Raw genomic sequence first — 22,844 nt, forward strand, 5'->3', positions numbered from 1 at the left:
CTGGAAATGCCAGGACCATTACAAATCCACGGGCTCCATCACGCACTGCAGTGGGTGCTGATGAGCGCGCGCATACTGCGCAACCGTTGCCACTTTTGTGGCGGCAATGTCTCTGGTGTAAACACCACAAACGCCCTTGCCATCATGATGTACTTTTAACATGATCACCGTGGCCTCTTCTTCTGTTTTCGAAAATATTTTTTCTAAAACTGAAACCACAAAGTCCATCGGGGTGTAATCATCGTTTAACAGCAACACCTGATACATGGGTGGGGGCGCCAATTTCGCCTTTTGCGCTTCAGTGACAATGCCTGACTGCTGAGCCATACCGAACCTGCTTAAGAAAGTCTTTATATTGATACTTTATACGATATTTCAAGTGGTGTTGTTTATGAACCCCAGAATTATCGGTAATTTCCACTATTGACTCACATAATATTAATCCGCATCATTTATTTATACTGCAAAATAGTATCCACAAAACTGTTTCAGTATCTTTTCGGCAAGAGGCCATCATCGGCCTGTTGCCTTGGGTTGGTAAAATCTTGAGCAGAGGCTGTAAGAATGTCAGAAACAACAGAAACACCCGTCCCCGAGGAAAGCGGCAACAAGCAGACCGGGACCGTCAAATGGTTTAACGATGCCAAAGGGTTCGGCTTTATTACACCCGATGGCGGCGGCGAAGATCTTTTTGCCCACTTTTCTTCAATCCAGATGAACGGATTCAAGACACTGAAAGAAGGCCAGCGCGTCTCTTTTGAGATAGCACAAGGCCCCAAAGGACAACAGGCGCTTAACATAACTGCAGCATAGCCCCTATATCGAAAGAGCGTGTCCATGTCCCTGCCCGCATCAAGGTTCTTGCGGATAGCATTTCTTGCGGGCTGCACCATTCTGGCAGGCCTATTGCTGGCCCCACGAATGACTGCGGCCCGCGTTTCCGTGCCCGGTTCGGCTGTCGCCAATGTTGCATTGCAAATCCGGGGACACGCACTCACGGCTGAAGTGGCCGACACGGATCCACTGCGCGCCAGCGGCCTGATGCACCGTCGGACACTGGCGCCCGACCACGGCATGCTTTTTGTCTTTCCAGACGATCAGCAGCGTTGTTTCTGGATGAAAAATACACTGATTCCGCTTTCCATTGCCTTTATCGATAAGCATGGCACGATTGTCGCGCTGGATGACATGCAGCCGTTGAGCGAAGCCTCTCACTGTTCAGGCGCGCAGGCACGCTATGCGCTGGAGGTCAATCGTGGATGGTTTCATCGCCACAGCATCCGTGTCGGTGATAATATCAGGGCCGTCCTACCGGACTCGCTGCCCATCGCACGGGACGGCTTGCCGGCAACACAACAGTAAAGGTTATTTATGAAAGCAATCTGGACCACCCTGCTGGGAAGCTGCATCGGCTTGCTCGCAGGATGCTCAGGCATTACCCTGCCCGAATATCACAAACCCGCTATCGAGCGCAACTCTGACGTACAACCCAAGCAATTGGCCAACTGCATCCTGACCGGCTGGAAAGGTCCCTATCCCGCAGCCCACTTGCGGCAGTCCGATGCAGACTACTACTTTGGCGGCATACCGGGGCCGGATGAGCCCAAAGCAAAAATCAGCGTCGCGCCGCGCTCGCTTGATGGCAATTCAGGCTCACGCGTGACCTTGAGGGTCGCGCCAGACACGCAGGCAGATATCGTGACAATCGTTGAGCAATGCATGCGCTAGCGCCGTACTACCCGGGCGCCAAGCGCTGACCGGACAGCTCTAGTCTTGCACGATATCATCCCCCAGATTGGGGCAACGCCAGGCGCCCTGCACTTGCGAGTTGGTAAGGCATATATCCAAAAAAACCGCCAGCCACAGAACGTGGACTGGCGGTTTTTTTGCAAGAACGGGTCCTTGCGGTGGCGTGATCAACCGAGATTTTTGCTTGCGAAATCCCAGTTGGCCAGTTTCCAGAAAGATTCCAGATATTTAGGGCGCGCATTACGATAGTCAATATAGTAAGCGTGCTCCCAGACGTCACAGGTAAGCAGTGGAACGTCGTCTGTCGTCAATGGTGTTTTGGCATTACTGGTGTTGACGATATCGAATGAACCGTCAGTCTTTTTCACCAGCCAGGTCCAGCCTGAGCCAAAGTTGCCTGCGGCGGATTTGTTGAATTCTTCCTTGAATTTGTCAACACTGCCCCATTTTTTATTGATGCCTTCAAGCACAGCGCCTTTTGGCTCGCTGCCGCCGGGAGTCAAACAGTTCCAGTAGAACGTGTGATTCCACACCTGGGCTGCCTGATTGAACATCACGCCGTCTGACTTTTTCACGATTTCTTCCAGGCTGGCATTTTCAAACTCGGTGCCCGGGATCAGTTCGTTCAGCTTGTCGACATAGGCCTTATGATGTTTGCCATAATGGTATTCAAGCGTTTCTTTGGATATTGTGGGAGCAAGTGCATCCATTTCATAGGGAAGCGGCGGTAAGCTGTGTGCCATGTAGATCTCCTTGTCTAAGTAAAAAAGGTTCTCCGATGATACCTTAAATTCTAGCTGCGATTCGGAATGACCCTGACTTGCTGCGTACCTTTCTCCAGCTCCACCGTCAGGGCTTGTCCTTCCTGCAGAATCGCGGGGTCGCGCTGCACACGCCCTGTTTCATCATAGACGATGGCGTAGCCTCGCCCCAACACCGCCCGCGGGTTTATGGTTTCAAATTGTGTATGTGCGCGCTCGAAACGACGCTGCGTTTGATTCATAAAACGGTCCGCTGCACGGTCCAGCCGGGCCAGCACAGCGGCGATCCGACTTCTGGCGTGAGCCACTTGGGGTGCGGCATGTTCGAGCGACTGATTCAGCAGGGCAACGCGGTTTTTTTTATGCGCCAGTTCGGTGTTCATACTGCTGTCAAGTTGTCGCAACGCATGGATGACACGCACGCGATCACTACGGATTTTCTGCGCCGGAGACACAAGCCTGCCGGTCAAGCGATCCAGTCGCAGGCTGTAATTTTCCAGCATGCGTTGCTGATGCCGGGACAGCCGGTCCGTCAGGCCAACGATATCATTGATGATCTCCTGCCTGGGCCGACACACCAGTTCAGCGGCCGCGGTCGGCGTAGGCGCACGCAAGTCGGCAACGAAGTCGGCGATCGTGAAATCGGTCTCGTGACCAACGCCCGAAACGATGGGGATTCGACTGGCGGCAATCAGGCGGGCCAGCGACTCATCATTAAAGCTCCACAAGTCTTCCATACTGCCGCCACCACGGACCAACAGTAGCGCATCCACTTCATTGCGCATCTGAGCCTGCGCCAGCGCGCTCATGATTTCCGTGGCCGCATCCCTACCTTGTACCGCTGTCGGATATATCACAATACTGACATGCGGCGCCCTTCGGGTGAGCGCACTTAACACATCATGTAATGCCGCTGCCCCGAGCGAGGTGATGACGCCAACGCGATGCGCAAATGCCGGCAGGGGAAGCTTGCGCGACGCATCCAGCAGTCCTTCTTGCTGAAGTCGGGCGCGAATAGCGAGAAACTGTTCGTACAGATTGCCCTGCCCGGCCCGGCGCAGCGACTCCACCTGCAATTGGTAATCTCCACGGGGTTCATACAACGTCACACGGGCTCGCACGTCAATCCGGTCGCCTGAAGCCGGCACAAAATCGAGCATTGCCGTTTTACCCCTGAACATGACGGCGCGTACGGCTGCGCGCTCGTCTTTCAGCGTGAAATACCAGTGGCCTGACGAGGCCCTGACAAAATTGGAGATTTCGCCGGTCACCCAGAGCATCGGCACACCTTCTTCAAGCAGCCGCCCGACCCGTCGGTTCAACTGCCCGACCGATAACATTTTTTCGCTTGACAAGACACCGTTATTTTCGAGATTTTCCAAATTTCCAATTCCAAACTGTCCACAAAAATAAAAAATCAATAGCCTGGGCATTTTTACGGCCCATTACAATGACTTCCTGAATTGCTTTGTGAGAAACAAGCCGTAAGTTATTGATTTAAAACAAAAAGAAATATTTCAATTAAATTGCACAATGATTAAGCAAACGAGGCCAGCACTTGTGTAGATACGCCATTACAGCATCTTATTCACAGAATTATCCACAGAAAATGTGAGTAGTTACATTTGCCCGATCTGCCACTTCAATTTAAGCTGAACTTGTGCAGAGCGACATCCGCAAGACCCCACCTCAACGCTAGCGATTGGCCCTCGTCCAAAGCCATTGGCCAGCCTGCCGGCCAACAACACGCCAAGGCTTCATTTGCTGCAATAATACCTGCCCGGCGGCTATCGGGGTCTGGGAATTTAGCCGAACAACGCAGGTTTGATGCCCAACAACATTTGAATAACGATCCGCTCTCAGGCGACTGGCTCATCATGCCATGCAATAAACAAGTAAACTAACCGTCTGGATTTTACCGTAAGCCGCCGCGCATTTTCGCCAATGGTACAAAATAAACACGCTACTCTGACCAACACCCTGCTGAGCCAATGGCAAAGCGGTGGGCTGCTGTCCGACGCACTGTTGCCGCTGTCATGGGTGACCCGCCTGGTCGTGGCCGCGCGCGCAGCACTCTACTTGCTAGGTCTTAAACAACCGAACCGCATGCCGGTTCCGGTTATCGTCGTAGGCAATATCTTTGTGGGCGGCACCGGCAAAACGCCGTTCGTCCTGAGCCTGGTCGCAGCATTGCGCGAACGAGGCTGGCAACCGGGCATTGTCAGCCGCGGTTACGGGGTCACCGTAGGTCACGAGCCTCGACACGGCTATGGTGCGCAGGCGCAGGCTGCTTATCTGGGTGATGAACCCTCGATGCTGGCAAGCGCTGCTCCCATTGCGATTCATCCAGACCGCACGCGAGCCGCCCGTTGCCTGCTACAGCAATATCCCGAAATCACCGTCATCATCGCGGACGATGGCCTGCAGCATCGAGCCCTGGGGCGCGATATCGAGATTGCGGTGCAGGACAGTCGCGGCATCGGCAACGGTCGTCTGTTGCCGGCGGGCCCTTTGCGCGAGCCCGCCTCAAGACTGAACTCGGTTGATTATCTGGTCAGCAATATTCCTGCCGACGAACCGGTGATCGACCAGCAGGCGCATACCCGTGCAAGCCAGGGGCAGCGCGAAGCGCGGCGGGTAACCATGCAGTTGCTTCCTGCCCGGGTCGTTCATCTGCTTTCCGGACAATCCCTGTCGCCAGACCAGTGGCGGGCGCAATATCGGGGCAAACGCATCGCAGCAATTGCCGGCATCGGCCATCCGCCTCGATTTTTCAGGACACTGGCGTATACCGGCATTGTGGCGCAGCAAACCATCGCATTTGCCGACCACCATGCCTATTCCCGTGACGAGATCCAGGCGATTGATGCAGACCTGATCCTGATGACAGCAAAGGATGCTGCCAAATGCCTGACCATGCAGGATGATCGTTTGTGGAGCCTGGAGGTGACGCCTCGGTTTTCCGATCCAGATTTTTTTGACGATATCGCGAAAAAACTCAAATCATTACCGGTATACTGATTCATTCGACAGATTACACGACTCATATTATGGACACGCAATTTCTCAAGCTCCTCGTCTGCCCATTGTGCAACATCCCCTTGCGCCATGACCGGAGCGAGCAAGAACTGATCTGCCAGCATGACCAGCTTGCCTACCCTATCAGAAACGGCATCCCGGTCATGCTGAAGGAAGAGGCGCGGTCGCTACGCCAGAATCAGGCAGCGACATCGCCACAACGCCCTCTGGCCAGCGGTTCCCCCGAATCGCCTGCGACCCCCGCTTCTGACCGGGGACACAGTGATGCAACGGCATCCGGGCAGGCTAAGCCTGCCATTCCCGATACTGATACCGATACCGATACTGATTCAGGCCCAGGTTCCGAGTCAGGATCAAATTCCGACTCAAATTCCGACTCAGCTTCCGACTCCACGTCCGGCAGCAGACCCTAATATGGCAGGCTTTATCGTTATTGTGCCGGCACGCGCCGCATCAACCCGGCTGCCCGGCAAAATGCTGGCCGATATCGGCGGCCTGCCCATGGTTGTTCGTACTGCCAGGCAGGCAGCCCGCTCGGACGCCACCCGAGTCTATATTGCCACCGACGATCCGCAAATTGCCCAGGTTGCACAGGCGCACGGCTGCAGCCCGCTGCTCACACGGGCGGATCACCCGTCGGGAACCGACAGGCTGGCCGAGGTCGTGGCGCAACTTGACTTGCCCGACGACCAGGTGATCGTGAATGTTCAGGGCGATGAGCCCATGATCGAACCGGAAATCATCAACCTGGCTGCACGCGATCTGCTTGAAAACAGCGCCGCGGTCATCTCCACCTGCGCCTACCCGCTGGCCAATCCCCAGGATTTTTTCAATCCCAATATTGTCAAGGTAGTTTGCTCATCGGACCAATACGCCCTGTATTTTTCGCGAGCCCCCATCCCGTGGGCCCGCAATCATTTTGAAGGGCACAGCGCGGAACCGGGCAAGAGTCAATCCGCTTTACCTACAGGTTTTCCCGCATTGCATCATATTGGCTTATACGCTTATCGTAGCGAGTTCCTGAAAATTTTCCCGTCCCTCACACAAGGGCCGCTAGAGAGTTTCGAGTCGCTCGAGCAGCTCCGGGCCCTGGAGCATGGGTTCCGAATCCATGTACTGGTTACCGCCAGCGCGCCTATACCGGGGGTAGACACTCAGGAAGATCTCGAACGAGTTCGTCTTTTTTATCGCAACTCGGTTTAATTTTGCAATGCATCATATAAAATAGCATTCCACTAGTAACTCATAACAACATCCAGGAGGGATCCATGCGTCTCATTTTGTTAGGGCCACCAGGCGCAGGCAAAGGCACTCAGGCAACATTCATCACCCGGAAATACGGTATTCCGCAAATTTCCACGGGAGACATGTTGCGTGCGGCTGTCAAAGCCCAAACTCCTGTAGGCATTGAGGCGAAAACAGTGATGGATAATGGCGGACTGGTGTCCGATGACATTATCATCCGGCTGGTCAAGGACCGCCTGCGCGAAGATGACTGCAAAAAAGGCTACCTGTTTGATGGCTTTCCACGCACGATCCCGCAGGCCGATGCCCTGAAGAACGCTGATATCGGTCTGGACTACGTCATAGAAATTGATGTTCCCGAAGAGGACATCATCGAGCGCATGAGCGGGCGTCGTGTACACCCGGCCAGCGGTCGCACCTATCACCTGCGGTTCAATCCGCCCAAGGTAGAAGGCAAGGACGACCTGACCGGCGAAACGCTGGTGCAACGTGATGACGATCAGGAAGACACTGTCAGAAAGCGTCTGGAAGTGTATCGGAATCAGACCCGGCCGCTGGTCAAGTACTACTCTGACTGGGCTGCCCAGCATGATCCCAAAGCACCGCAATATGTCCATATTTCCGGGGTAGGCAAGGTTGAGGAAATCACCCGCCGCATCGAAGATGCGTTAAGCCAATCCTAAGGTCGCAAGGAACAGTCATGGAAATCAAGGGTAAAGTTTTTATTGTCACTGGCGGCGCATCCGGTCTGGGCGCCGGCACGGCGCGTATGCTGGTCGAGTATGGCGCGCAGGTCATTATTGCCGATGTGCAGGATGAACCCGGCCAGCAACTTGCCAGCGAACTGGGTCTACAATACCTGCACTGCGACGTGACCCGCGAAGAAGATGCCAGTGCCGTCATCGACGCAGCCACTGCTGCAGGCAAACTGGCTGGCCTGATCAATTGCGCCGGCATCGCTCCCGCCTCGCGCACCGTTGGCAAAACCGGCGCGCATCCCCTGGATCTTTTTCAGAAAGTCATTGGCGTGAACCTGATTGGTTCGTTCAATATGTTGCGCCTGGCTGCTGCGGCCATGAACGACAACGAGCCGGAGCCCACTGGCGAGCGTGGAGTTATCATCAATACGGCATCCGTGGCTGCCTACGAAGGACAAATCGGTCAAGCTGCGTACGCAGCCTCGAAAGCCGGCGTGGTTGGCATGACATTGCCAGTCGCCCGCGACCTGGCCCGTTCAGGCATCCGCTGCAATACCATTGCTCCCGGTATTTTCGGCACGCCCATGATTTTCGGCATGCCCCAGCAAGTGCAGGATTCCCTGGCCGAGAGCATCCCCTTTCCATCACGCCTGGGAACGCCGCAAGACTACGCCAAGCTGGTTTACAGCATTATCACGAATGAAATGATCAACGGCGAGACTATTCGCCTTGACGGGGCTATCCGGCTCGCACCAAAATAATTTCTGCGACTATTCCCCGTCACAGGCACGTGAGTTCGCCAAAAGCGTAATATTCACGTGCCTTGTTTTTTTCTGACGAGCCCATGAGCCTTTTACGGTCTGCCGCCACCATCAGCGGCCTTACGTTGCTTTCGCGCATTTCGGGCCTGGCCCGGGATATTCTGGTCGCCCGAACCTTCGGCGCCAGTCCGCTTACCGACGCGTTCTGGGTTGCGTTCCGGATTCCCAACCTGTTGCGTCGCCTGTTTGCCGAAGGCGCTTTTTCCCAGGCGTTCGTGCCGATTCTTGGCGAAGCACGCAACCGGCACGAGCAGGACAAGGTTAAGGCGCTGCTGGATCACGTATTCATTGTGCTGCTTTACGCCGTCATGCTGATTACTGTCCTGGGCATTATTGCCGCGCCCTGGGTTGTCACTGCGATGGCCACCGGCATGTCCCATGCTTCTACCGATACCGCCTTTGAGTCGGCGGTATGGATGACCCGGGTCATGTTTCCCTATATTGTCTGCATGTCACTGGTTGCGTTTGCCTCGGCCGTGCTCAATACCTGGAGTCGTTTTGCGATTCCGGCATTTACGCCGATTCTGCTCAATCTATCCATGATTGGCGCCTGCCTGTTGCTCACCGACCTGTTTTCGACGCCCATTTACGCACTGGCGGCGGGCGTCATGTTTGGCGGCCTTGCGCAACTGTCGGTGCAATGGCTGGCCCTGGCCAAACTGGGTTTAACGCCCCGCCTTTCACTCAACATAAAAGGCGCCTGGGCTGATCCGGTAGTACGCAGGGTTATTCGCCAAATGGGGCCGGCAACACTTGGCGTTTCGGTAGCGCAGATATCCATTCTGATCAATACCAATATTGCGACCTGGCTGCCTGCCGGCAGCGTGACATGGCTGTCTTTCGCCGATCGGCTGATGGAATTTCCCACGGCCTTATTGGGCGTTGCGCTGGGTACCGTGCTGTTGCCCAGCCTGTCGGCCGCGCATGGCAAGCAGGACACACAGGCATATAGCCACCTGCTCGATTGGGGGCTAAAACTGGTGCTGTTACTCGGCTTGCCCGCTGCGCTCGGGCTGGCGCTGGCATCCGATGCCCTGGTGGCAACCCTGTTCAATTACGGAGCCTTCAACGCGGCCGACGTGCAACAGACCCGGCTGTCGGTCATGGCCTATGCTGTCGGCCTGATCGGCATTCTGGCAGTCAAAATCCTGGCCCCTGGTTTCTACGCAAAGCAGGATATCCGCACCCCGGTAAAAATCGCCGTTGGCGTACTGATTTTTACCCAGATGATGAACCTGGTTTTTGTCCCATTCCTCCAGCATGCCGGCCTTGCCCTGTCCATTGGACTGGGCGCAACGGTCAATGCACTGTGCCTGCTGGTGGGACTGCGCCGCAAAAACATTTACCAGCCGCGCGCCGGTTGGCTGGTCTTTTTTGCCAGGCTCACACCCGCCGTGATCGCACTGGCGTTGTGGATCCTGTTTCTGCAACAGCATATGAGCTGGACTACGCTGACGCCGGGCACCATCAACGCATGGATCAATAGCGGGCTGGTTCAATGGCTACCGGCGCAGATGACATTCACTGTTTCACGCCTGCTCACCCTGCTCTTGTTGCTAATTTCCTGCGCCTTTGTTTACTTTGCCGCGCTCTTGCTGGTCGGATTTCGGTCTGTCGATTTCACACGGCGTCGCTGATCCGGTCAACGCTCATGACGGCCCGCACCCACGGCATGACGAGCCAGTGAAGCAGGCTCGCTGTTGCCTTGAGCGCACAATTGTGTAAAATTGCCGCGTAAACCGGTGTTTTTGCACAGATTTCTTGCATAACACAACGAATATGCTAAACTACCAGACTTTGCTGAATTAACTTAATTGAAGAACTACCATGGCCAATACTGCACAAGCACGCAAACGTGCACGTCAATCCGTTGCTCGTAACAAACACAATTCCAGCCTGCGTTCACTGCTGCGCACGTCCGTTAAACGCGTACGTCAGGCAATCGCCGCCGGCGACCAGGCTCAGGCGAACGAAGTGTTTGCCAAAACAACCAGCGTTATTGACCGCATTGCCGACAAAAAAATCATCCATAAAAACAAGGCTGCCCGTCATAAAAGCCGCCTGTCTGCTGCTATCCGCGCAATCGGCGCCTGATCTGCTGCACTGGCAATACCTTGCCGGTAGCCAACGATAGTGCGGGTATGCCGCTACGTACCGCAAATACCGGCAAGCATTACGGTTTGAGTCAATGGTAATCACAAAGCGTGGCTTTTGGCCGCGCTTTGTGTTTTGTCGATTTCGGCTCATAGACGGCCTAACCAATCCACCGCAATCCTGTTCGCCAGGCCTTTGGCAGAACGTTGGCGAGCATTGGCACAGGCTGGCCGCACCAGAACCCCCTTATTTCCCCACCGCCTCTACGCTGTTCTCCATGCCGCTTCTAACCCTTGCGCGTCAATCTCTGTTCACGTTCGGGTTGACGTGTCTTTAACACTATAACGCCTGCATCGGACGTATCCGCGCATCGGGATACCGTTAGCGCGCATTCCGACAACGAACAAGATCGAGGAGCGTTCCGCGACAGACAACGTAGCAGTGATTCAATAAATGGTTGGGTAGAAAGAGAAACGCTGAGGACAATCAGCGCGTCCGCTCGGACGTCTTGAGTTTGTTATCTTTTGCAAAATCAACCACAAACTTCCAGGCCAGCGGCTCGAGTTCGCGCAGGCGACAGTCGACAATGACACATTTGACGCCGTCGATGTTATTGGGCACAACGTAGGGCGAGTAGGTAATGTGCTGTCCCGGACCAGCAACACCGCCGGGGCGAAAGTGCGACATCACGCCGGCGAGCCTTTCTGCCCAGTCGCTTGGACGAAAGCGCTGGCCCTCTTCGGTCACTCCGTGGATAATTAACTGTTGCACTTCAATTATCTTCAAGAAAAAGTCTCTTGCAATAAAAACCGCCAGAGAACAAAGATATACTAAAGACAGAATTGTATATGATAGCGTCTGGCGTCACCCGAAATTCACCGGGTTATATGAAAGAAATCACAGATATATCCCGGCACAGGACCCCTGCAAATCCATTTCAAGACAAGCTCTTGGCATATCCCTGACGGAATGCCGCCGGACCGCTTATTTTTGCTATTTTTTCTTTTTACTATTGTTTACCGTTTACGTTAGCAACTGAACCATCCTGCCATGACAACCTTGCAATCGACCGGCCCGATGCGGCATTTCCTGCAGATCAAAGATTTTACTTCTGACGAACTTCTCTACGTGCTTAACCGCGCGCTGATCATCAAAAGCAAATTCAAGCGATATGAACCACATATGCCGCTACACGACCGCACGCTTGCCATGGTTTTCGAGAAAGCCAGCACACGTACCCGCGTCTCGTTCGAGGCCGGTATGTACCAAATGGGCGGATCGGTCATTCACCTGACCACCACCGATTCACAATTGGGACGCGCCGAACCGATAGAAGATACGGCACGCGTGATTTCCCGGATGGTGGACATTGTTATGATTCGCACCTTCGAGCAAACTCGCATTGAACGCTTTGCCGCTCACTCGCGCGTGCCCGTGATCAACGGCCTGACCAACGAATTTCATCCCTGCCAGATCCTGGCCGATATTCTGACCTATATGGAGCATCGCGGCTCGATCCAGGGGAAAACCGTGGCGTGGATTGGCGACGCCAACAATATGGCCTATACCTGGATTCAGGCAGCGCAATTGCTCGGATTTAAAATGCATGTCTCGGCACCTAAAGGTTATCGTCTGGAACAAGACCGGATTGCCGGGATTGGCAGCGATGTCCTGGAACAATTTGACGATCCCGCAGCTGCATGCGGCGGCGCGAGTCTGGTGACAACCGATGTCTGGACCAGCATGGGATATGAAGAAGAGAACGAAAAACGCAAACGCGCCTTCAAGAACTGGCAGGTCAATACCGCCATCATGCAGGCCGCGCAACCCGATGCCCTGTTCATGCACTGCCTGCCAGCCCATCGTGGTGAAGAGGTCACCGGCGATGTGATTGACGGCCCGCAAAGTGTGGTCTGGGACGAGGCAGAAAACCGTTTGCACGCGCAAAAAGCCCTCATGGAGTTTTTGCTGTTGGGGCGATTGCCCGACGCACAGGCCTGAACCTGCCAGCGCCCGTTAAACGCGTTAAAATACCGCCTATGCGTCGCATCTGAACACCCACTGCACCAGGCAAAGACGGCCTCGTCTGCCACAACTGCCTGGTGCAATGTCACGAGCTGCCCGACTTTTGGCAGCGGGCGTCAGTCCAGACCATAGCGCTATTCCTATTACAACCTGCTAAATATACGAGTTCCCAATGAGCGAAGTCAAAAAAGTTGTTCTCGCCTACTCCGGCGGCCTTGATACCTCTGTCATTCTGAAATGGCTGCAAGACACCTATCAGTGCGAAGTCATTACATTCACCGCCGACATTGGACAAGGCGAAGAGCTTGAGCCCGCACGTCGCAAGGCCGAGAAATTCGGCATTAAACCCGAGAACATCTTTATTGACGATCTGCGCGAAGAGTTCGTGCGAGATTTCGTGTTCCCCATGTTTCGCGCCAACGCCGTTTACGAAGGCGAATACCTGCTGGGCACCTCCATTGCCCGTCCGCTGATCGCCAAACGCCAGATTGAAATTGCCAATCAGGTAGGCGCCGATTCCGTCTCGCACGGGGCAACCGGCAAAGGAAACGATCAGGTTCGCTTTGAACTGGGTTACTACGCACTGAACCCGGCTATCAAGGTTATCGCGCCATGGCGCGAGTGGGATCTGCTGTCCCGCGAAAAGTTGCTGTCCTACGCAGAAAAAGCCGGCATTGAAATCGACATGAAGCACAAGAACGGCGGCGCGCCCTATTCCATGGACGCCAATTTGCTGCATATCAGCTTCGAGGGCCGCCACCTGGAAGACCCCAAGGCCGAAGCAGAAGAAAGCATGTGGCGCTGGACGGTCTCGCCCGAGCAGGCACCCGATACGCCCGAATATGTCGATCTGGAATACGAACGAGGCGATATTGTCGGCATTAACGGCGAAAAACTCACACCAGCCCAAGTGCTGACCAAACTGAACGAGCTTGGCGGCAAGCATGGCGTTGGCCGGCTTGACCTGGTGGAGAACCGCTATGTGGGTATGAAATCTCGCGGATGCTACGAAACACCGGGTGGAACGATTATGCTGCGCGGTCATCGCGCCATCGAATCCATCACGCTAGACCGTGAAGTCGCGCACCTGAAGGACGACTTGATGCCCCGCTATGCCGCACTGATCTATAACGGCTACTGGTGGTCTCCCGAACGCAAGGCACTGCAAGTGCTAATTGACCACTCACAACAGTTTGTCAATGGCTGGGTGCGCCTGAAACTGTACAAGGGTAATGTCTACACAGTGGCGCGCGACTCCAAAGACACACTCTTTGATAAAACCATTGCCACTTTCGATGACGACGGCGGCGCCTATGACCAGGCCGATGCGGGCGGATTTATCAAGCTGAACGCACTGCGCATGCGAATCGAGACCACGGCTGGCCGCAAGTAATTAGTAAGCGGTGACTACGTGTTATTGAGCAACCACCGGACCTTTAAAGCTTTGAATTGACCCTTCAGGGCTTGGAAGCGATCCCTTCAAGCTTGGGACCGATCTCTTAACGCTAGACGGGCCCCTCACATTGGGCTTAAGGACTGAATTCTGTATTGAGCAGGACTCAGTCCTTTTTCGTTTCAGCTTGATTCGTTTGTGATTGTAAACGTGCAGGTATGCGTCTTTTTCCACTTAGTCGTTTTGAACCGCTTCTTTCCTGCTTGATCGTCCTGAACGCATTCAGACGGCCCGCGACAGTGGTGCATTACCCATGCCGCACGGCCCGACCCATGGCCTGCATAGCAGGTGATTCCAGGATAGGCAAGTAAATTGCCCGGCCCCCCCTGCCGCCCGACGACAACTTCCTACAACTCCACCTGAATGCCCATTTCAATAACCCGATTGGGCGGGATTCTGTAGAACCGCGTACTGCGCGCTGCATTACGCGACATGAAGGCAAACAGTCTGCGACGATAGCGCTTGATAAACGGCGCACGATTTGACACCATGATGGTCTGCCTGGACATGAAATAAGACACCACCATCGGCGACAGATCAATCTGCGGATGCGCGGCCTGAACCTGCTCAAGCACTTCAGGGACATTGGGCTCCTGCTTGAAGCCATAGGTTGCTGTCACTTGCCATGCATTGTCCTCGACCTCGGAAATCACAAACCTTTGCTCGGGCGAAATAAAGGGGACATCCGCCCCTTTCACAGACAGAAAGACCAGCTGCTCATGCAATACCTTATTGTGTTTCAAATTATGCAATAGCGCAGACGGCACCCGCTGGGGATTCGAATGCATAAAAACGGCGGTGCCCGGCACGCGCGGCACGGTATCGCGTAATAACATGCGCAGAAATGGCTTCAGTTGCTGCGCCTGATCAATATCGATTCGATCGAGTCTTTCCCTTCCCTTGCGCCAGGTCATCATCAACGTAAAAAGGAACAATGCAATCAGCAATGGCAGCCAGCCTCCCTCTTCTATCTTGACGGCATTGGCGGAAAACAGCAGCACATCGATAATCAAAAAGAGACAAAGCAGCGCATAAATGAGCGTTCGGCGAAAACCGCGATACATACCGGGCATCACACTGAACGCCAGAACCGACGTAATCAGCATCGTGCCGGTGACCGCAAAACCATAGGCGTGGGCAAGCTTCTCGGAGCTTTGAAAAACCAGCACCAGCACGATCACAGCAACGAACAACAGCCCGTTAACGCGTGGCATGTAAATTTGCCCTTCGGTCTCACTTGAGGTGTGCAGGATCTCCATACGCGGCCACAGACCGATCTGGACCGCCTGTCGTGTGACCGAAAATGCACCCGATATCACAGCCTGCGAAGCAATGATGGTAGCCATTGTGGCCAGTATGACCATGGGAATTTGCCCCCATACCGGAACGGACATAAAAAACGGGTTCTTGGCTGCGGCCGGATTCTGAACAACCATCGCTCCCTGCCCGAAATAACAGAGCAACAGGGCCGGCAGGACAAACCAGAACCAGGCACGACTGATGGCCGCACGTCCGAAATGTCCCATATCGGCATAGAGTGCCTCGGCGCCAGTCAGGGCAAGCACCACATAACCGAGCAACAGAAAGCTGTGCAACGGATCGTTCAGGATAAAGCGCCATGCATATATCGGTTCGAGCGCCAGCAATACCACCGGATTATCAATGATATTGTAGATTCCCAGCATGCCTAGCGTCAGAAACCAGACAAACATGATCGGCCCAAACAGCCGGCCGACCAGCCCCGCACCGTGAGACTGGATCGCAAACAATGCGATCATGATGACGACAGACAATGGTAGAATCCAGTGATCAAGCCGGTCGGAAACGACACTGATGCCTTCCAGCGCCGACAATACGGAAATGGCAGGTGTAATAACACTGTCGCCGTAGAACAGGCAGGCGCCGAATATACCCAACGCCAGCAAAACAGGCCGATATCCGGGCCTGATATTGCGAATTGCCAGTTCCATTAATGCAAGCACGCCGCCTTCGCCCTTGTTGTCGGCACGCAGCACCAGAATGACATATTTGATCGACACCACGATCATGACGAGCCAGAACAAGATAGAAAGAATACCGAGCACCGAATCCTGTCCCACGCCAACGCCAGCGCCGTTTAAGCTGGCCCCAATGGTGTACAGTGGGCTGGTCCCGATATCTCCATACACAACGCCCAGCGCACCCAGCAGCACGCCGGCGGCAGGAGATGTCTTTGAATCGGACGACATTATTTGTCAACCTTTGAGCGGGTAAGCCGCGTACCGATACGCGGCCCTGGAAAAATGACCGTGATCTGCGTTCCCTGGATTTGCGGGCGACTCAACAGACTCCACCAGGCGCCATGCGCGCGGGTAATCTCGCGCACAATGGTCAGCCCCAGGCCCGTTCCTGCGGTAGATGCCTCGGGCGATCGGTAGAACGCATCAAAAATTTGTGCCGCATCTTCTGGGTCAATGCCGCAGCCATTGTCGCGGATCGTCAGCGATGGCGGGTTGGAACCGACGGTCAGTGTGATATTGCTTGCTCCCTGTGCATATTTGAGCGCATTGTCGATCAAATTACCAAGCAACTCTTCGAGCAACAGTACGTCGCCGTCTATCCACACCGGTGTCTCAGGCGCATCCAAAAACAAGTCAACACCATGCTGCCGTGTTTTGGGGACCCATTCAAGACCGGCGTTCTGCACCCATTCGCACAAATTGATTTTTGTAAACACATCCTGCGGGCGGATTCCCGGATCGGCCCTGGCCAGCACCAGGAGTTGCTGCCCCAGATGAATAAGGCGATTGCTGATCGTTTTAATCCTCTCGGCACGCTCCCTGACATCATCAGGAAGCGTACGCGCCAGCATCAGCTCCGATTCCAGCCGCAGACCGGCCAGCGGCGTGCGAAACTGATGTGCCGCGTGCCCGATAAAGCGGCGCTGCGCGACCAGGGATTCATCCAGTTTGCGTAGTAGATCATTGAGGCGATCCAGCAACGGCAATAGCTCGGTTGGCACATTGCTCAGTTCGATAGGTTGCAGATCCTCTTCGGAACGCTGCGCGATTTCGCCCGCCAGCAAATTGACCGAACGCAGCCCCGAGCGCACGCCATAGAAAACCAGCCAGGCAAACAGAACCACCAGCAGCAATTGCCCGATGATAATGACGATAAAAATGTCCTTGACGACCCAGTCGAGCGCATCCTGCATGATCAACAGTGTCGCACTGAAATCAAGAATAATGAGCACCAGAAGCGCCGGTAGCAGGCGGATGATCAGATGACGAAACAGCGAACCTTTCTGTAGAAAAGAACTGCTGCGCCTGGCGCTACCCTGTTTGGAATTGGTCATGAAATAAGACAATAGGATGTCCTGCCAGCGATTCTAGAACCTCGCCCCGGCAGGTTCAATGCGTTCTCAGTCTGCTGCGGCAGTCGCATCATCAATTTCAAGAAGATAGCCAAATCCGCGAACGGTCTGAATTGAGGTACCTGTACCCTCCAGACGCTTGCGCAGCCGGTACACGTACACTTCAACGGCATTCTCGCTGAAGTCGGCATCCCAGGCCGATAGTGAATTGACGATCTGGCGCTTGGTTACGACCCGTCCCGGGCGCGCCATCAGCATTTCAAGCACAGACAATTCACGCACCGACAGGGCAAGTCGCTCGCCGTGCACGCGAACTTCGCGCCCAACTGTATCGAACTGCAGCGGCCCCACTTCGATGACAGGACTGGACTGCCCGGACTGACGTCGCGCAAAGGATCGCACCCGCGCCGCCAGCTCGGACAATTCAAACGGCTTGGTCACGTAATCGTCGGCACCGGCATCCAGGCCGGCAACCCGGTCTTCGACGTCGTCCCGGGCAGTCAGAATAAGTGTCGCCTCCTGGTGGCCCTGCGCCCGCAGTTGCTTGAGTACTTCCAGCCCGTTCATATCCGGCAGATTCAGGTCAAGGATAAGCAATTGGTATACCTGGCCCGATACAGCGCCAAAGACCTGACTCCCGTTGGATACCCAATCGACTGCAAAGCCCTGCTCGCGCAGAAATTCCTGCAATGCAGAACCCAGGATATTGTCATCTTCGATTACTAAAATTCGCATGTTGATCTTGCCTGTAGTTTAATGGCCCACGGTAGCCGGATTTCTTACAAAAATCTGAAATTTCAAGCACTTAAATTTGAACCAGACCATTATTCTACTCAATTTCACCGTAATCCTTTAATTTTTTTTGTGCACCCGCGACAAGTGAACCGCTCGCACCTGTCACACAGACTGCCGCCGCACGGCCAGCACCGAGCGATAGGCCCGATGCTGGCTTGCTTGCGCTGGCTCCTGCCCCCATAAGCCGGCCATGCCTGCCATGCTGCTTTGCAACACGGGTTAATGGCTGATACCCGGCGCCTGCACGCGAAGACGGCTGCCCGCCACATCCGGCAACACATCGACCCGCAATGCCATCTGCTCCCTGAGTTCGCTGACGTGAGAGATAATACCAATAGTACGCCCGCCTGCCTGCAGATCAATGAGTGTTCGTATAGCCAGTTCAAGCGACTCGGCATCCAGACTGCCGAACCCCTCGTCAATGAACAACGTCTCTAGTCGAATACCGCCGGCATAAGCCTGTACAACATCGGACAAACCCAGCGCCAGCGCCAGCGCTGCCATGAAAGACTCGCCGCCTGAAAGTGTCGCGACGGCGCGCTGCTGTCCAGTGTATTCGTCCATGACGTCCAGATCCAGCCCCGACGCGCCACGGCCGGCGTGTTCGCGACGGATCAACTGATAGCGTCCACGGCTCATTTTACGCAGGCGCACTGATGCGCCAATCAACACATCATCCAGCAAGACGCTTAGAATAAAGCGCTGCAGGCTGACTTTACTTCCCTGCCGGCCCGATGCAACATCACTAAGCGTGCCATAGACAGCATACTCTTCATCCAGCGCAGCGCTGTTTGTCTTGATATTTGCGAGACGCTCCTGCAGCGTGGTTAGGGCAAGCAGGCGATCCCGTACTTGTTGCCAGGCGTGCTCGGCTTCTCGCGCCTGTGCCTCGGCCGCTTGTTGCTCGGACAGGCACTGCGCCAGATCAGGCAGCAACCGACCATCTAGCGCCTTGCTCAGTTCGGCATACCGGCCGTTGGCCTGGTGAAGCTGCTCATAGTATTGGCTGATCATACCCTGCAGGTCGGCACGTTGCGCCGGGTCCCGTTGTGCAGCCTGCCAGCCCTGCGTATCGGCAAACTCACTCTGCTCGAGGGCACGCTCATAACTGTGCATCGCATCACCGTGAAGCCGCGTCTCCTGGGCCAGTTGCTCGCCGAGCGCCGCGATGGTCGATTGCAAAGCCAAAATCTGGTCCTGGCATTGCCGAACCGTTTCCTCGGCCTGCTGCCGCGCCTGGGTCAGGGCTTCAATCCGTCTGCTCAAGTCGTCAATTTGCCCTTCCAGCTGCGCCTGGACGCGGCTGTTCGCCGGCAATTCCTGCTCCAGCATCTGCAACGTAGCATGCTGACTGCCATGCGCTACGTCCAGCTCCTGCAAGCGGGCTCGCAACTGCGCGACCGCCTGCTCCCCTGCCCCATGCTCCTGTTCCAGCAATGCCAATGCACGCATGCCGTCGTCCAGCTTGCGACGCGCCGCCTGGCTGGCCTGCAGTTGCTGCTCCTGTTCGTTGAATTTCGTCTGCAATAATTTCAGATCGTCGATGGCATCCTGCCCCAGTTCCTGCCCACGTCGATCCAGCTCAACCTGCTGCTCGCTGCACTGGCGAGCCAGTTGTTCCATGCGGGCTTCATGCGCGGCAAGTTGCTGCCCTGCTGCCTGCGCCTGTTGTCTGGCGTGGCGCAACGTTTGTTCGCTGATTGCATGCTCATCCGCCGGCGCGGGCGCCGGATGAGACAGGCTGCCGCAAACCGGGCACGGCAGCCCTTCCTGCAACCGGGCAGCGAGTCTGCCCGCCTGATTTTGATGCCAGGCCAGCTCCTGCCGATCCTGATCCCGCTGGGCGATCCGCAGCGCTTCTTTCTTCTGCTCAAGCGCCTTCATGCCCTCGCTCTGTTCGTCGCGCAAGGCATGCAGTCGCCTGGCCATCTCGTCGTACGCGCGGCGCTCCTGCAGACGCAACTTGTTGCGCGCCACCGCCACGCTCAGATCGGGAAGCGCCGCCACGGCCGCCTGCAATACCGTATGCTCTTGTTTCATGCCCGCGGCACGCTCCAGTCGTGCATGCTGTTCGGCGGTCCGGGTCTCAAGCGCGTGCCTGGCCTGGGCCAGCTCTGTATCCAGCGCAGCCAGGCGCTGCTGTTGCCGGCGCCACGCCTGAACCTTGGGAAACAGCGCCTGTAAGCGACTACGATCAATGTTCAATTGGGCAACCGCTTCATAGGCGCTGGCGTGGGTCGCGTGACTCGCTTTATCCAGCACCAGTTGCTGGTTAAACGCCTCAAGCCGCGACTGACTGTCTGCAAGACGCCTCTGTGTCTGGGCCAGCCGCTGGCTTGTCTGCTCGGCATGATCGTAAAGCTGGCGCAGATCAGCCGCTGCCGCAGCCAGGCGCAACGCGCTTTCGTGCCCGGCAATCACGACTTGGCGCTGTTCAAGCCGCACCAGTTGCCCGGCCAGCTCGTCACGCTGTTCAAATTGTGTTCGTATTCGCTGTGCCTCATCCATGTTGCGCTGTGCCCGCATGTACTGATCGGTCGTTTCCTGTCGGCGCGTTTTTGCCAGCGCTTCTGCATCGGCCAGATCGGCAATGTCTTGGGCAAGCCGGTTCTCTTCCTTGATGTCTGCTTGCTCCAGCAGTCCGGCTATCTGTAGCTCATTGGCCTCGCGCCGTGCGCGAATATCCTTTGCCCGCTCCTGCAGTTGCAATTCAATCTGCCGAAAAATATCGGTCTGGAACAACTGCGCAAACAGCGCTTCGCGCTTCAGGGACGTTTCCAGCAACAGTTCGCGGAACTTGCCCTGTGGCGATACCATCACCTTGCGAAACTGCTCGGCTTTCAGGCCGGTCAGGCTTTCTACATAGGCGGTGATCTGTCCAGCCTTTTTCGCGACCAGGACCTTTGGCGTTTCCTCCGTCAGATCCAGCATGACGCCTTCTGTGCCAATGTCCCGAAAGCCGGTCCCCCGCAACTTGGGCACCCGTTGCGCCGGCTGGCGCTGAATCTCATAGCGCTTCGGGCCAAGTCGAAAACCGAAAACCACGCGCGCGACCATCGCCGGATCGGCCAGATCAGAACGTAACGATCGCGGATCCTTTTCATCGCCCGTGGTTTCCCCATACAGGGCAAAACAAATGGCATCAAGCAAGGTACTTTTGCCGGCGCCGGTCGGGCCGTTGATCAGAAAGAGCGGATGCGTTCCCAACTGCGTGAAATCAAGTTCCTGTTCGCTGGCAAATGGGCCAAACGCCTGCAGGCGCAAATACAAGGGGATCATTTACGCTTCCCTTTTCAGGACGGAATCGACAACATCCTTGACTGCTGCGCTTTGCGCCGGCGTCATGGTTTGTCCACTGACCTGTTCGAAAAAATCGCAGAACAGGGAAAATTCATCGCGACGCAGTCTTGTCGCGGCCATGACCGGCTGGCTCTCGTCCTGATAAAGCCGCGGCTTTTCCATCTGCAACAGATTGGGATACACCGCCCGCAGCTTGCCCACGGGGTCCAGGATAGCGTGATCATCTGTCAGTCTGGCAAGCAAATAGTCTTCAGAGTTTGGGTCTGCACTTGCTGCGTCGATCAATTCGTCCAGCTTGCCCTCAATGGTGCGCACATCATGCAATGGATGCAGCGGCAGCGCCGTCGCAGTGGCAACACCGACATGGTCGATCTGCACGAGCAGCACGCCCTTGTTGTGTTTTTCTTCAGAAAAGCTGTATTTCAAAGGCGAGCCGCTGTAGCGGATACGCCCTTGACGAAATGCCTGGGGGCCGTGCAGATGGCCCAGGGCGACATAGGAAAAGCCCTCAAACAGATCGGCTGGCACCTGGTCGGCGCCCCCGACAGCCAGCGGACGTTCCGATTCGCTTTCCAGGCTTCCGGCAACAAAGCAGTGGCAGATCAGGACATGGACCCCGTCGGCAGGTTTGTTATCGGCAATACGCTGCAGCAGATAGCGATGTGCCTGTTCATAGCCGGCAATGGGCTCTTGCGCAAATACCCGCACCTGCTCCGGGTCTGTATAGGGAATACCGTGAAAATACAGCGGCCCGGCCTGCGTGTGAACAACAACCGGCTGCTGCATTTGTTCATAGTCTGCAATGATATGCACGCCCGACCCATTCAGTGGGGTGGCGGCAAAGCCGAGCCGGTCGGCGCTATCATGATTTCCCGGGATAATGACAACCGGGATATGCAGTTCGTGCATGCGGTTCAGAAACTCATTGAGCAACCTGACTGCCGCAGCCGGAGGCACCGCACGATCGTACACATCGCCGGCAATGACCAATGCATCTACCTGATGCTGTCGTGCACAGTCGGCAATTTGATGCAGAATATGGGCCTGGTCATCCAGCAATGAATGATTGCATAGTGAACGACCCAGGTGCCAGTCGGAGGTATGGAGGAATTTCATGAAACACAACAACGCAAAAAAGAAAAATGGCCCGAGGTGCCGGGCGACATATAGCAGGCGAATCACACGACGAATGGATCACACGGCGAATGAATCACACAGCGGATGAATCGTATGGCGGGCCGATTACGACGGGCGAACGAACCCGACAACCCGCCGGGCAGGAAAAGCGGCCGCGAGCGACGCCCGGGTCAGGGCAGAAAGACGCCTGAAAACCGGACCCAGGCTCTATCTTATCTCGTCATTGGATCTTTATCACCTGACATTTATACGCCGACAATTTTACTGATCAGGGCTCAATGGGTTGACAGACGCACACTCACTGCAATAATATAAATTGATTGCTGCCTTCCGACGAAGACCAGTATGGGGGAATTTAGTCCAACTTGCTGCCCC

The 22,844-nt window shown here is 55.5% G+C and carries 20 protein-coding genes and 1 pseudogene; 12 read left to right on the plus strand and 9 right to left on the minus strand.

What is annotated here, in order from left to right:
• Positions 1–18: 18 nt before the first annotated feature.
• Positions 19–327, minus strand: a complete 309-nt coding sequence (gene clpS / locus CAP48_RS13610; protein ID WP_100697613.1) for an ATP-dependent Clp protease adapter ClpS — start codon at positions 325–327, stop codon at positions 19–21.
• A 237-nt stretch (positions 328–564) separates the two neighbouring features.
• On the opposite strand from clpS, the gene CAP48_RS13615 reads away from it, so the two are divergent.
• From CAP48_RS13615 to CAP48_RS13625, 3 genes are read left to right on the plus strand one after another with little or no spacing between them, the layout of a single operon-like run.
• Positions 565–813 carry a cold-shock protein gene (locus CAP48_RS13615; protein WP_100697615.1) on the plus strand — a complete coding sequence of 83 codons (249 nt, stop codon included), beginning with the start codon at positions 565–567 and terminating at the stop codon, positions 811–813.
• Between the two features lie 24 nt (positions 814–837).
• A complete protein-coding gene (locus CAP48_RS13620) occupies positions 838–1,362 on the plus strand; it encodes a DUF192 domain-containing protein (RefSeq protein WP_197707275.1) in 525 nt (174 codons plus the stop codon).
• A 9-nt stretch (positions 1,363–1,371) separates the two neighbouring features.
• A complete protein-coding gene (locus tag CAP48_RS13625) occupies positions 1,372–1,728 on the plus strand; it encodes a hypothetical protein (protein WP_100697617.1) in 357 nt (118 codons plus the stop codon).
• A gap of 188 nt (positions 1,729–1,916) precedes the next feature.
• Here the strand turns inward: CAP48_RS13625 and CAP48_RS13630 are convergent, their stop codons facing one another.
• Positions 1,917–2,492, minus strand: a complete 576-nt coding sequence (locus CAP48_RS13630; protein WP_100697619.1) for a superoxide dismutase — start codon at positions 2,490–2,492, stop codon at positions 1,917–1,919.
• Positions 2,493–2,542: 50 nt separating this feature from the next.
• Positions 2,543–3,850, minus strand: a complete 1,308-nt coding sequence (gene xseA / locus CAP48_RS13635; protein WP_369806357.1) for an exodeoxyribonuclease VII large subunit — start codon at positions 3,848–3,850, stop codon at positions 2,543–2,545.
• Positions 3,851–4,454: 604 nt separating this feature from the next.
• On the opposite strand from xseA, the gene lpxK reads away from it, so the two are divergent.
• The 7 genes and pseudogenes from lpxK to rpsT all read left to right on the plus strand — a co-directional run bounded on the left by lpxK (position 4,455) and on the right by rpsT (position 10,407).
• Entirely contained in the window at positions 4,455–5,531 is a 1,077-nt protein-coding gene (gene lpxK / locus CAP48_RS13640) for a tetraacyldisaccharide 4'-kinase (RefSeq protein ID WP_100697623.1), read from the plus strand.
• Positions 5,532–5,560: 29 nt separating this feature from the next.
• Positions 5,561–5,800: pseudogene (locus CAP48_RS20660) on the plus strand (Trm112 family protein); the annotation flags it as partial.
• Between the two features lie 163 nt (positions 5,801–5,963).
• Positions 5,964–6,752 carry a 3-deoxy-manno-octulosonate cytidylyltransferase gene (gene kdsB, locus CAP48_RS13650; protein WP_100697627.1) on the plus strand — a complete coding sequence of 263 codons (789 nt, stop codon included), beginning with the start codon at positions 5,964–5,966 and terminating at the stop codon, positions 6,750–6,752.
• Positions 6,753–6,817: 65 nt separating this feature from the next.
• Positions 6,818–7,477 carry an adenylate kinase gene (gene adk / locus CAP48_RS13655; RefSeq protein WP_100697629.1) on the plus strand — a complete coding sequence of 220 codons (660 nt, stop codon included), beginning with the start codon at positions 6,818–6,820 and terminating at the stop codon, positions 7,475–7,477.
• 17 nt (positions 7,478–7,494) lie between these two features.
• A complete protein-coding gene (locus CAP48_RS13660; protein ID WP_100697631.1) occupies positions 7,495–8,253 on the plus strand; it encodes a 3-hydroxyacyl-CoA dehydrogenase in 759 nt (252 codons plus the stop codon).
• An 83-nt stretch (positions 8,254–8,336) separates the two neighbouring features.
• Positions 8,337–9,950, plus strand: coding sequence for a murein biosynthesis integral membrane protein MurJ (gene murJ / locus CAP48_RS13665; RefSeq protein ID WP_100697727.1), 1,614 nt, complete (start codon positions 8,337–8,339; stop codon positions 9,948–9,950).
• A gap of 190 nt (positions 9,951–10,140) precedes the next feature.
• Positions 10,141–10,407, plus strand: coding sequence for a 30S ribosomal protein S20 (gene rpsT / locus CAP48_RS13670; protein WP_100697633.1), 267 nt, complete (start codon positions 10,141–10,143; stop codon positions 10,405–10,407).
• A 486-nt stretch (positions 10,408–10,893) separates the two neighbouring features.
• Here the strand turns inward: rpsT and CAP48_RS13675 are convergent, their stop codons facing one another.
• Positions 10,894–11,193: a DUF3579 domain-containing protein gene (locus CAP48_RS13675; protein ID WP_192871336.1), complete on the minus strand. Its 300-nt coding sequence runs from the start codon at positions 11,191–11,193 to the stop codon at positions 10,894–10,896.
• Between the two features lie 264 nt (positions 11,194–11,457).
• Here CAP48_RS13675 and argF point away from each other — a divergent pair, with 264 nt between their 5' ends.
• Together argF and CAP48_RS13685 are read left to right on the plus strand one after the other, a co-directional pair.
• The gene (argF, locus tag CAP48_RS13680) at positions 11,458–12,408 is read left to right on the plus strand and encodes an ornithine carbamoyltransferase (protein ID WP_100697635.1); all 951 of its coding nucleotides are present in this window, start codon (positions 11,458–11,460) and stop codon (positions 12,406–12,408) included.
• Positions 12,409–12,604: 196 nt separating this feature from the next.
• Positions 12,605–13,825, plus strand: coding sequence for an argininosuccinate synthase (locus CAP48_RS13685; RefSeq protein WP_100697637.1), 1,221 nt, complete (start codon positions 12,605–12,607; stop codon positions 13,823–13,825).
• Between the two features lie 407 nt (positions 13,826–14,232).
• On the opposite strand, the gene CAP48_RS13690 is transcribed toward CAP48_RS13685, so the two are convergent.
• The 5 genes from CAP48_RS13690 to CAP48_RS13710 form a co-directional block, all read right to left on the minus strand.
• Positions 14,233–16,113: a potassium transporter Kup gene (locus CAP48_RS13690; RefSeq protein ID WP_100697639.1), complete on the minus strand. Its 1,881-nt coding sequence runs from the start codon at positions 16,111–16,113 to the stop codon at positions 14,233–14,235.
• A complete protein-coding gene (locus CAP48_RS13695) occupies positions 16,113–17,219 on the minus strand; it encodes a HAMP domain-containing sensor histidine kinase (protein WP_100697641.1) in 1,107 nt (368 codons plus the stop codon). Before CAP48_RS13695 ends, CAP48_RS13690 begins: the two co-directional genes overlap by 1 nt.
• A 66-nt stretch (positions 17,220–17,285) precedes the next feature.
• On the minus strand, positions 17,286–17,972 hold the full coding sequence (locus CAP48_RS13700; protein ID WP_100697643.1) for a response regulator transcription factor: 687 nt from the start codon (positions 17,970–17,972) through the stop codon (positions 17,286–17,288).
• Between the two features lie 279 nt (positions 17,973–18,251).
• Positions 18,252–21,311 (minus strand): SbcC/MukB-like Walker B domain-containing protein, encoded by a 3,060-nt coding sequence (locus CAP48_RS13705; RefSeq protein WP_100697645.1) that lies wholly within the window; start codon positions 21,309–21,311, stop codon positions 18,252–18,254.
• A complete protein-coding gene (locus tag CAP48_RS13710; RefSeq protein WP_100697647.1) occupies positions 21,312–22,448 on the minus strand; it encodes an exonuclease SbcCD subunit D in 1,137 nt (378 codons plus the stop codon). It abuts the gene before it with no gap.
• Positions 22,449–22,844: the final 396 nt, after the last annotated feature.

This window comes from Advenella sp. S44 (assembly GCF_002810445.1).
In the GTDB taxonomy this organism is placed as follows: Bacteria; Pseudomonadota; Gammaproteobacteria; order Burkholderiales; family Burkholderiaceae_B; genus Advenella.

Bases quoted from the DNA above. Each gene is read 5' to 3' on its own strand.
- CAP48_RS13700 (WP_100697643.1), bottom strand. From the start codon at position 17,972: ATGCGAATTTTAGTAATCGAAGATGACAATATCCTGGGTTCTGCATTG.
- CAP48_RS13705 (WP_100697645.1), bottom strand. From the start codon at position 21,311: ATGATCCCCTTGTATTTGCGCCTGCAGGCGTTTGGCCCATTTGCCAGC.
- CAP48_RS13620 (WP_197707275.1), top strand. From the start codon at position 838: ATGTCCCTGCCCGCATCAAGGTTCTTGCGGATAGCATTTCTTGCGGGC.
- lpxK (WP_100697623.1), top strand. From the start codon at position 4,455: ATGGTACAAAATAAACACGCTACTCTGACCAACACCCTGCTGAGCCAA.
- kdsB (WP_100697627.1), top strand. From the start codon at position 5,964: ATGGCAGGCTTTATCGTTATTGTGCCGGCACGCGCCGCATCAACCCGG.
- CAP48_RS13625 (WP_100697617.1), top strand. From the start codon at position 1,372: ATGAAAGCAATCTGGACCACCCTGCTGGGAAGCTGCATCGGCTTGCTC.
- xseA (WP_369806357.1), bottom strand. From the start codon at position 3,850: ATGTTATCGGTCGGGCAGTTGAACCGACGGGTCGGGCGGCTGCTTGAA.
- adk (WP_100697629.1), top strand. From the start codon at position 6,818: ATGCGTCTCATTTTGTTAGGGCCACCAGGCGCAGGCAAAGGCACTCAG.
- CAP48_RS13630 (WP_100697619.1), bottom strand. From the start codon at position 2,492: ATGGCACACAGCTTACCGCCGCTTCCCTATGAAATGGATGCACTTGCT.
- argF (WP_100697635.1), top strand. From the start codon at position 11,458: ATGACAACCTTGCAATCGACCGGCCCGATGCGGCATTTCCTGCAGATC.
- CAP48_RS13615 (WP_100697615.1), top strand. From the start codon at position 565: ATGTCAGAAACAACAGAAACACCCGTCCCCGAGGAAAGCGGCAACAAG.
- clpS (WP_100697613.1), bottom strand. From the start codon at position 327: ATGGCTCAGCAGTCAGGCATTGTCACTGAAGCGCAAAAGGCGAAATTG.
- CAP48_RS13685 (WP_100697637.1), top strand. From the start codon at position 12,605: ATGAGCGAAGTCAAAAAAGTTGTTCTCGCCTACTCCGGCGGCCTTGAT.
- CAP48_RS13695 (WP_100697641.1), bottom strand. From the start codon at position 17,219: ATGACCAATTCCAAACAGGGTAGCGCCAGGCGCAGCAGTTCTTTTCTA.
- CAP48_RS13660 (WP_100697631.1), top strand. From the start codon at position 7,495: ATGGAAATCAAGGGTAAAGTTTTTATTGTCACTGGCGGCGCATCCGGT.
- rpsT (WP_100697633.1), top strand. From the start codon at position 10,141: ATGGCCAATACTGCACAAGCACGCAAACGTGCACGTCAATCCGTTGCT.
- CAP48_RS13690 (WP_100697639.1), bottom strand. From the start codon at position 16,113: ATGTCGTCCGATTCAAAGACATCTCCTGCCGCCGGCGTGCTGCTGGGT.
- CAP48_RS13710 (WP_100697647.1), bottom strand. From the start codon at position 22,448: ATGAAATTCCTCCATACCTCCGACTGGCACCTGGGTCGTTCACTATGC.
- murJ (WP_100697727.1), top strand. From the start codon at position 8,337: ATGAGCCTTTTACGGTCTGCCGCCACCATCAGCGGCCTTACGTTGCTT.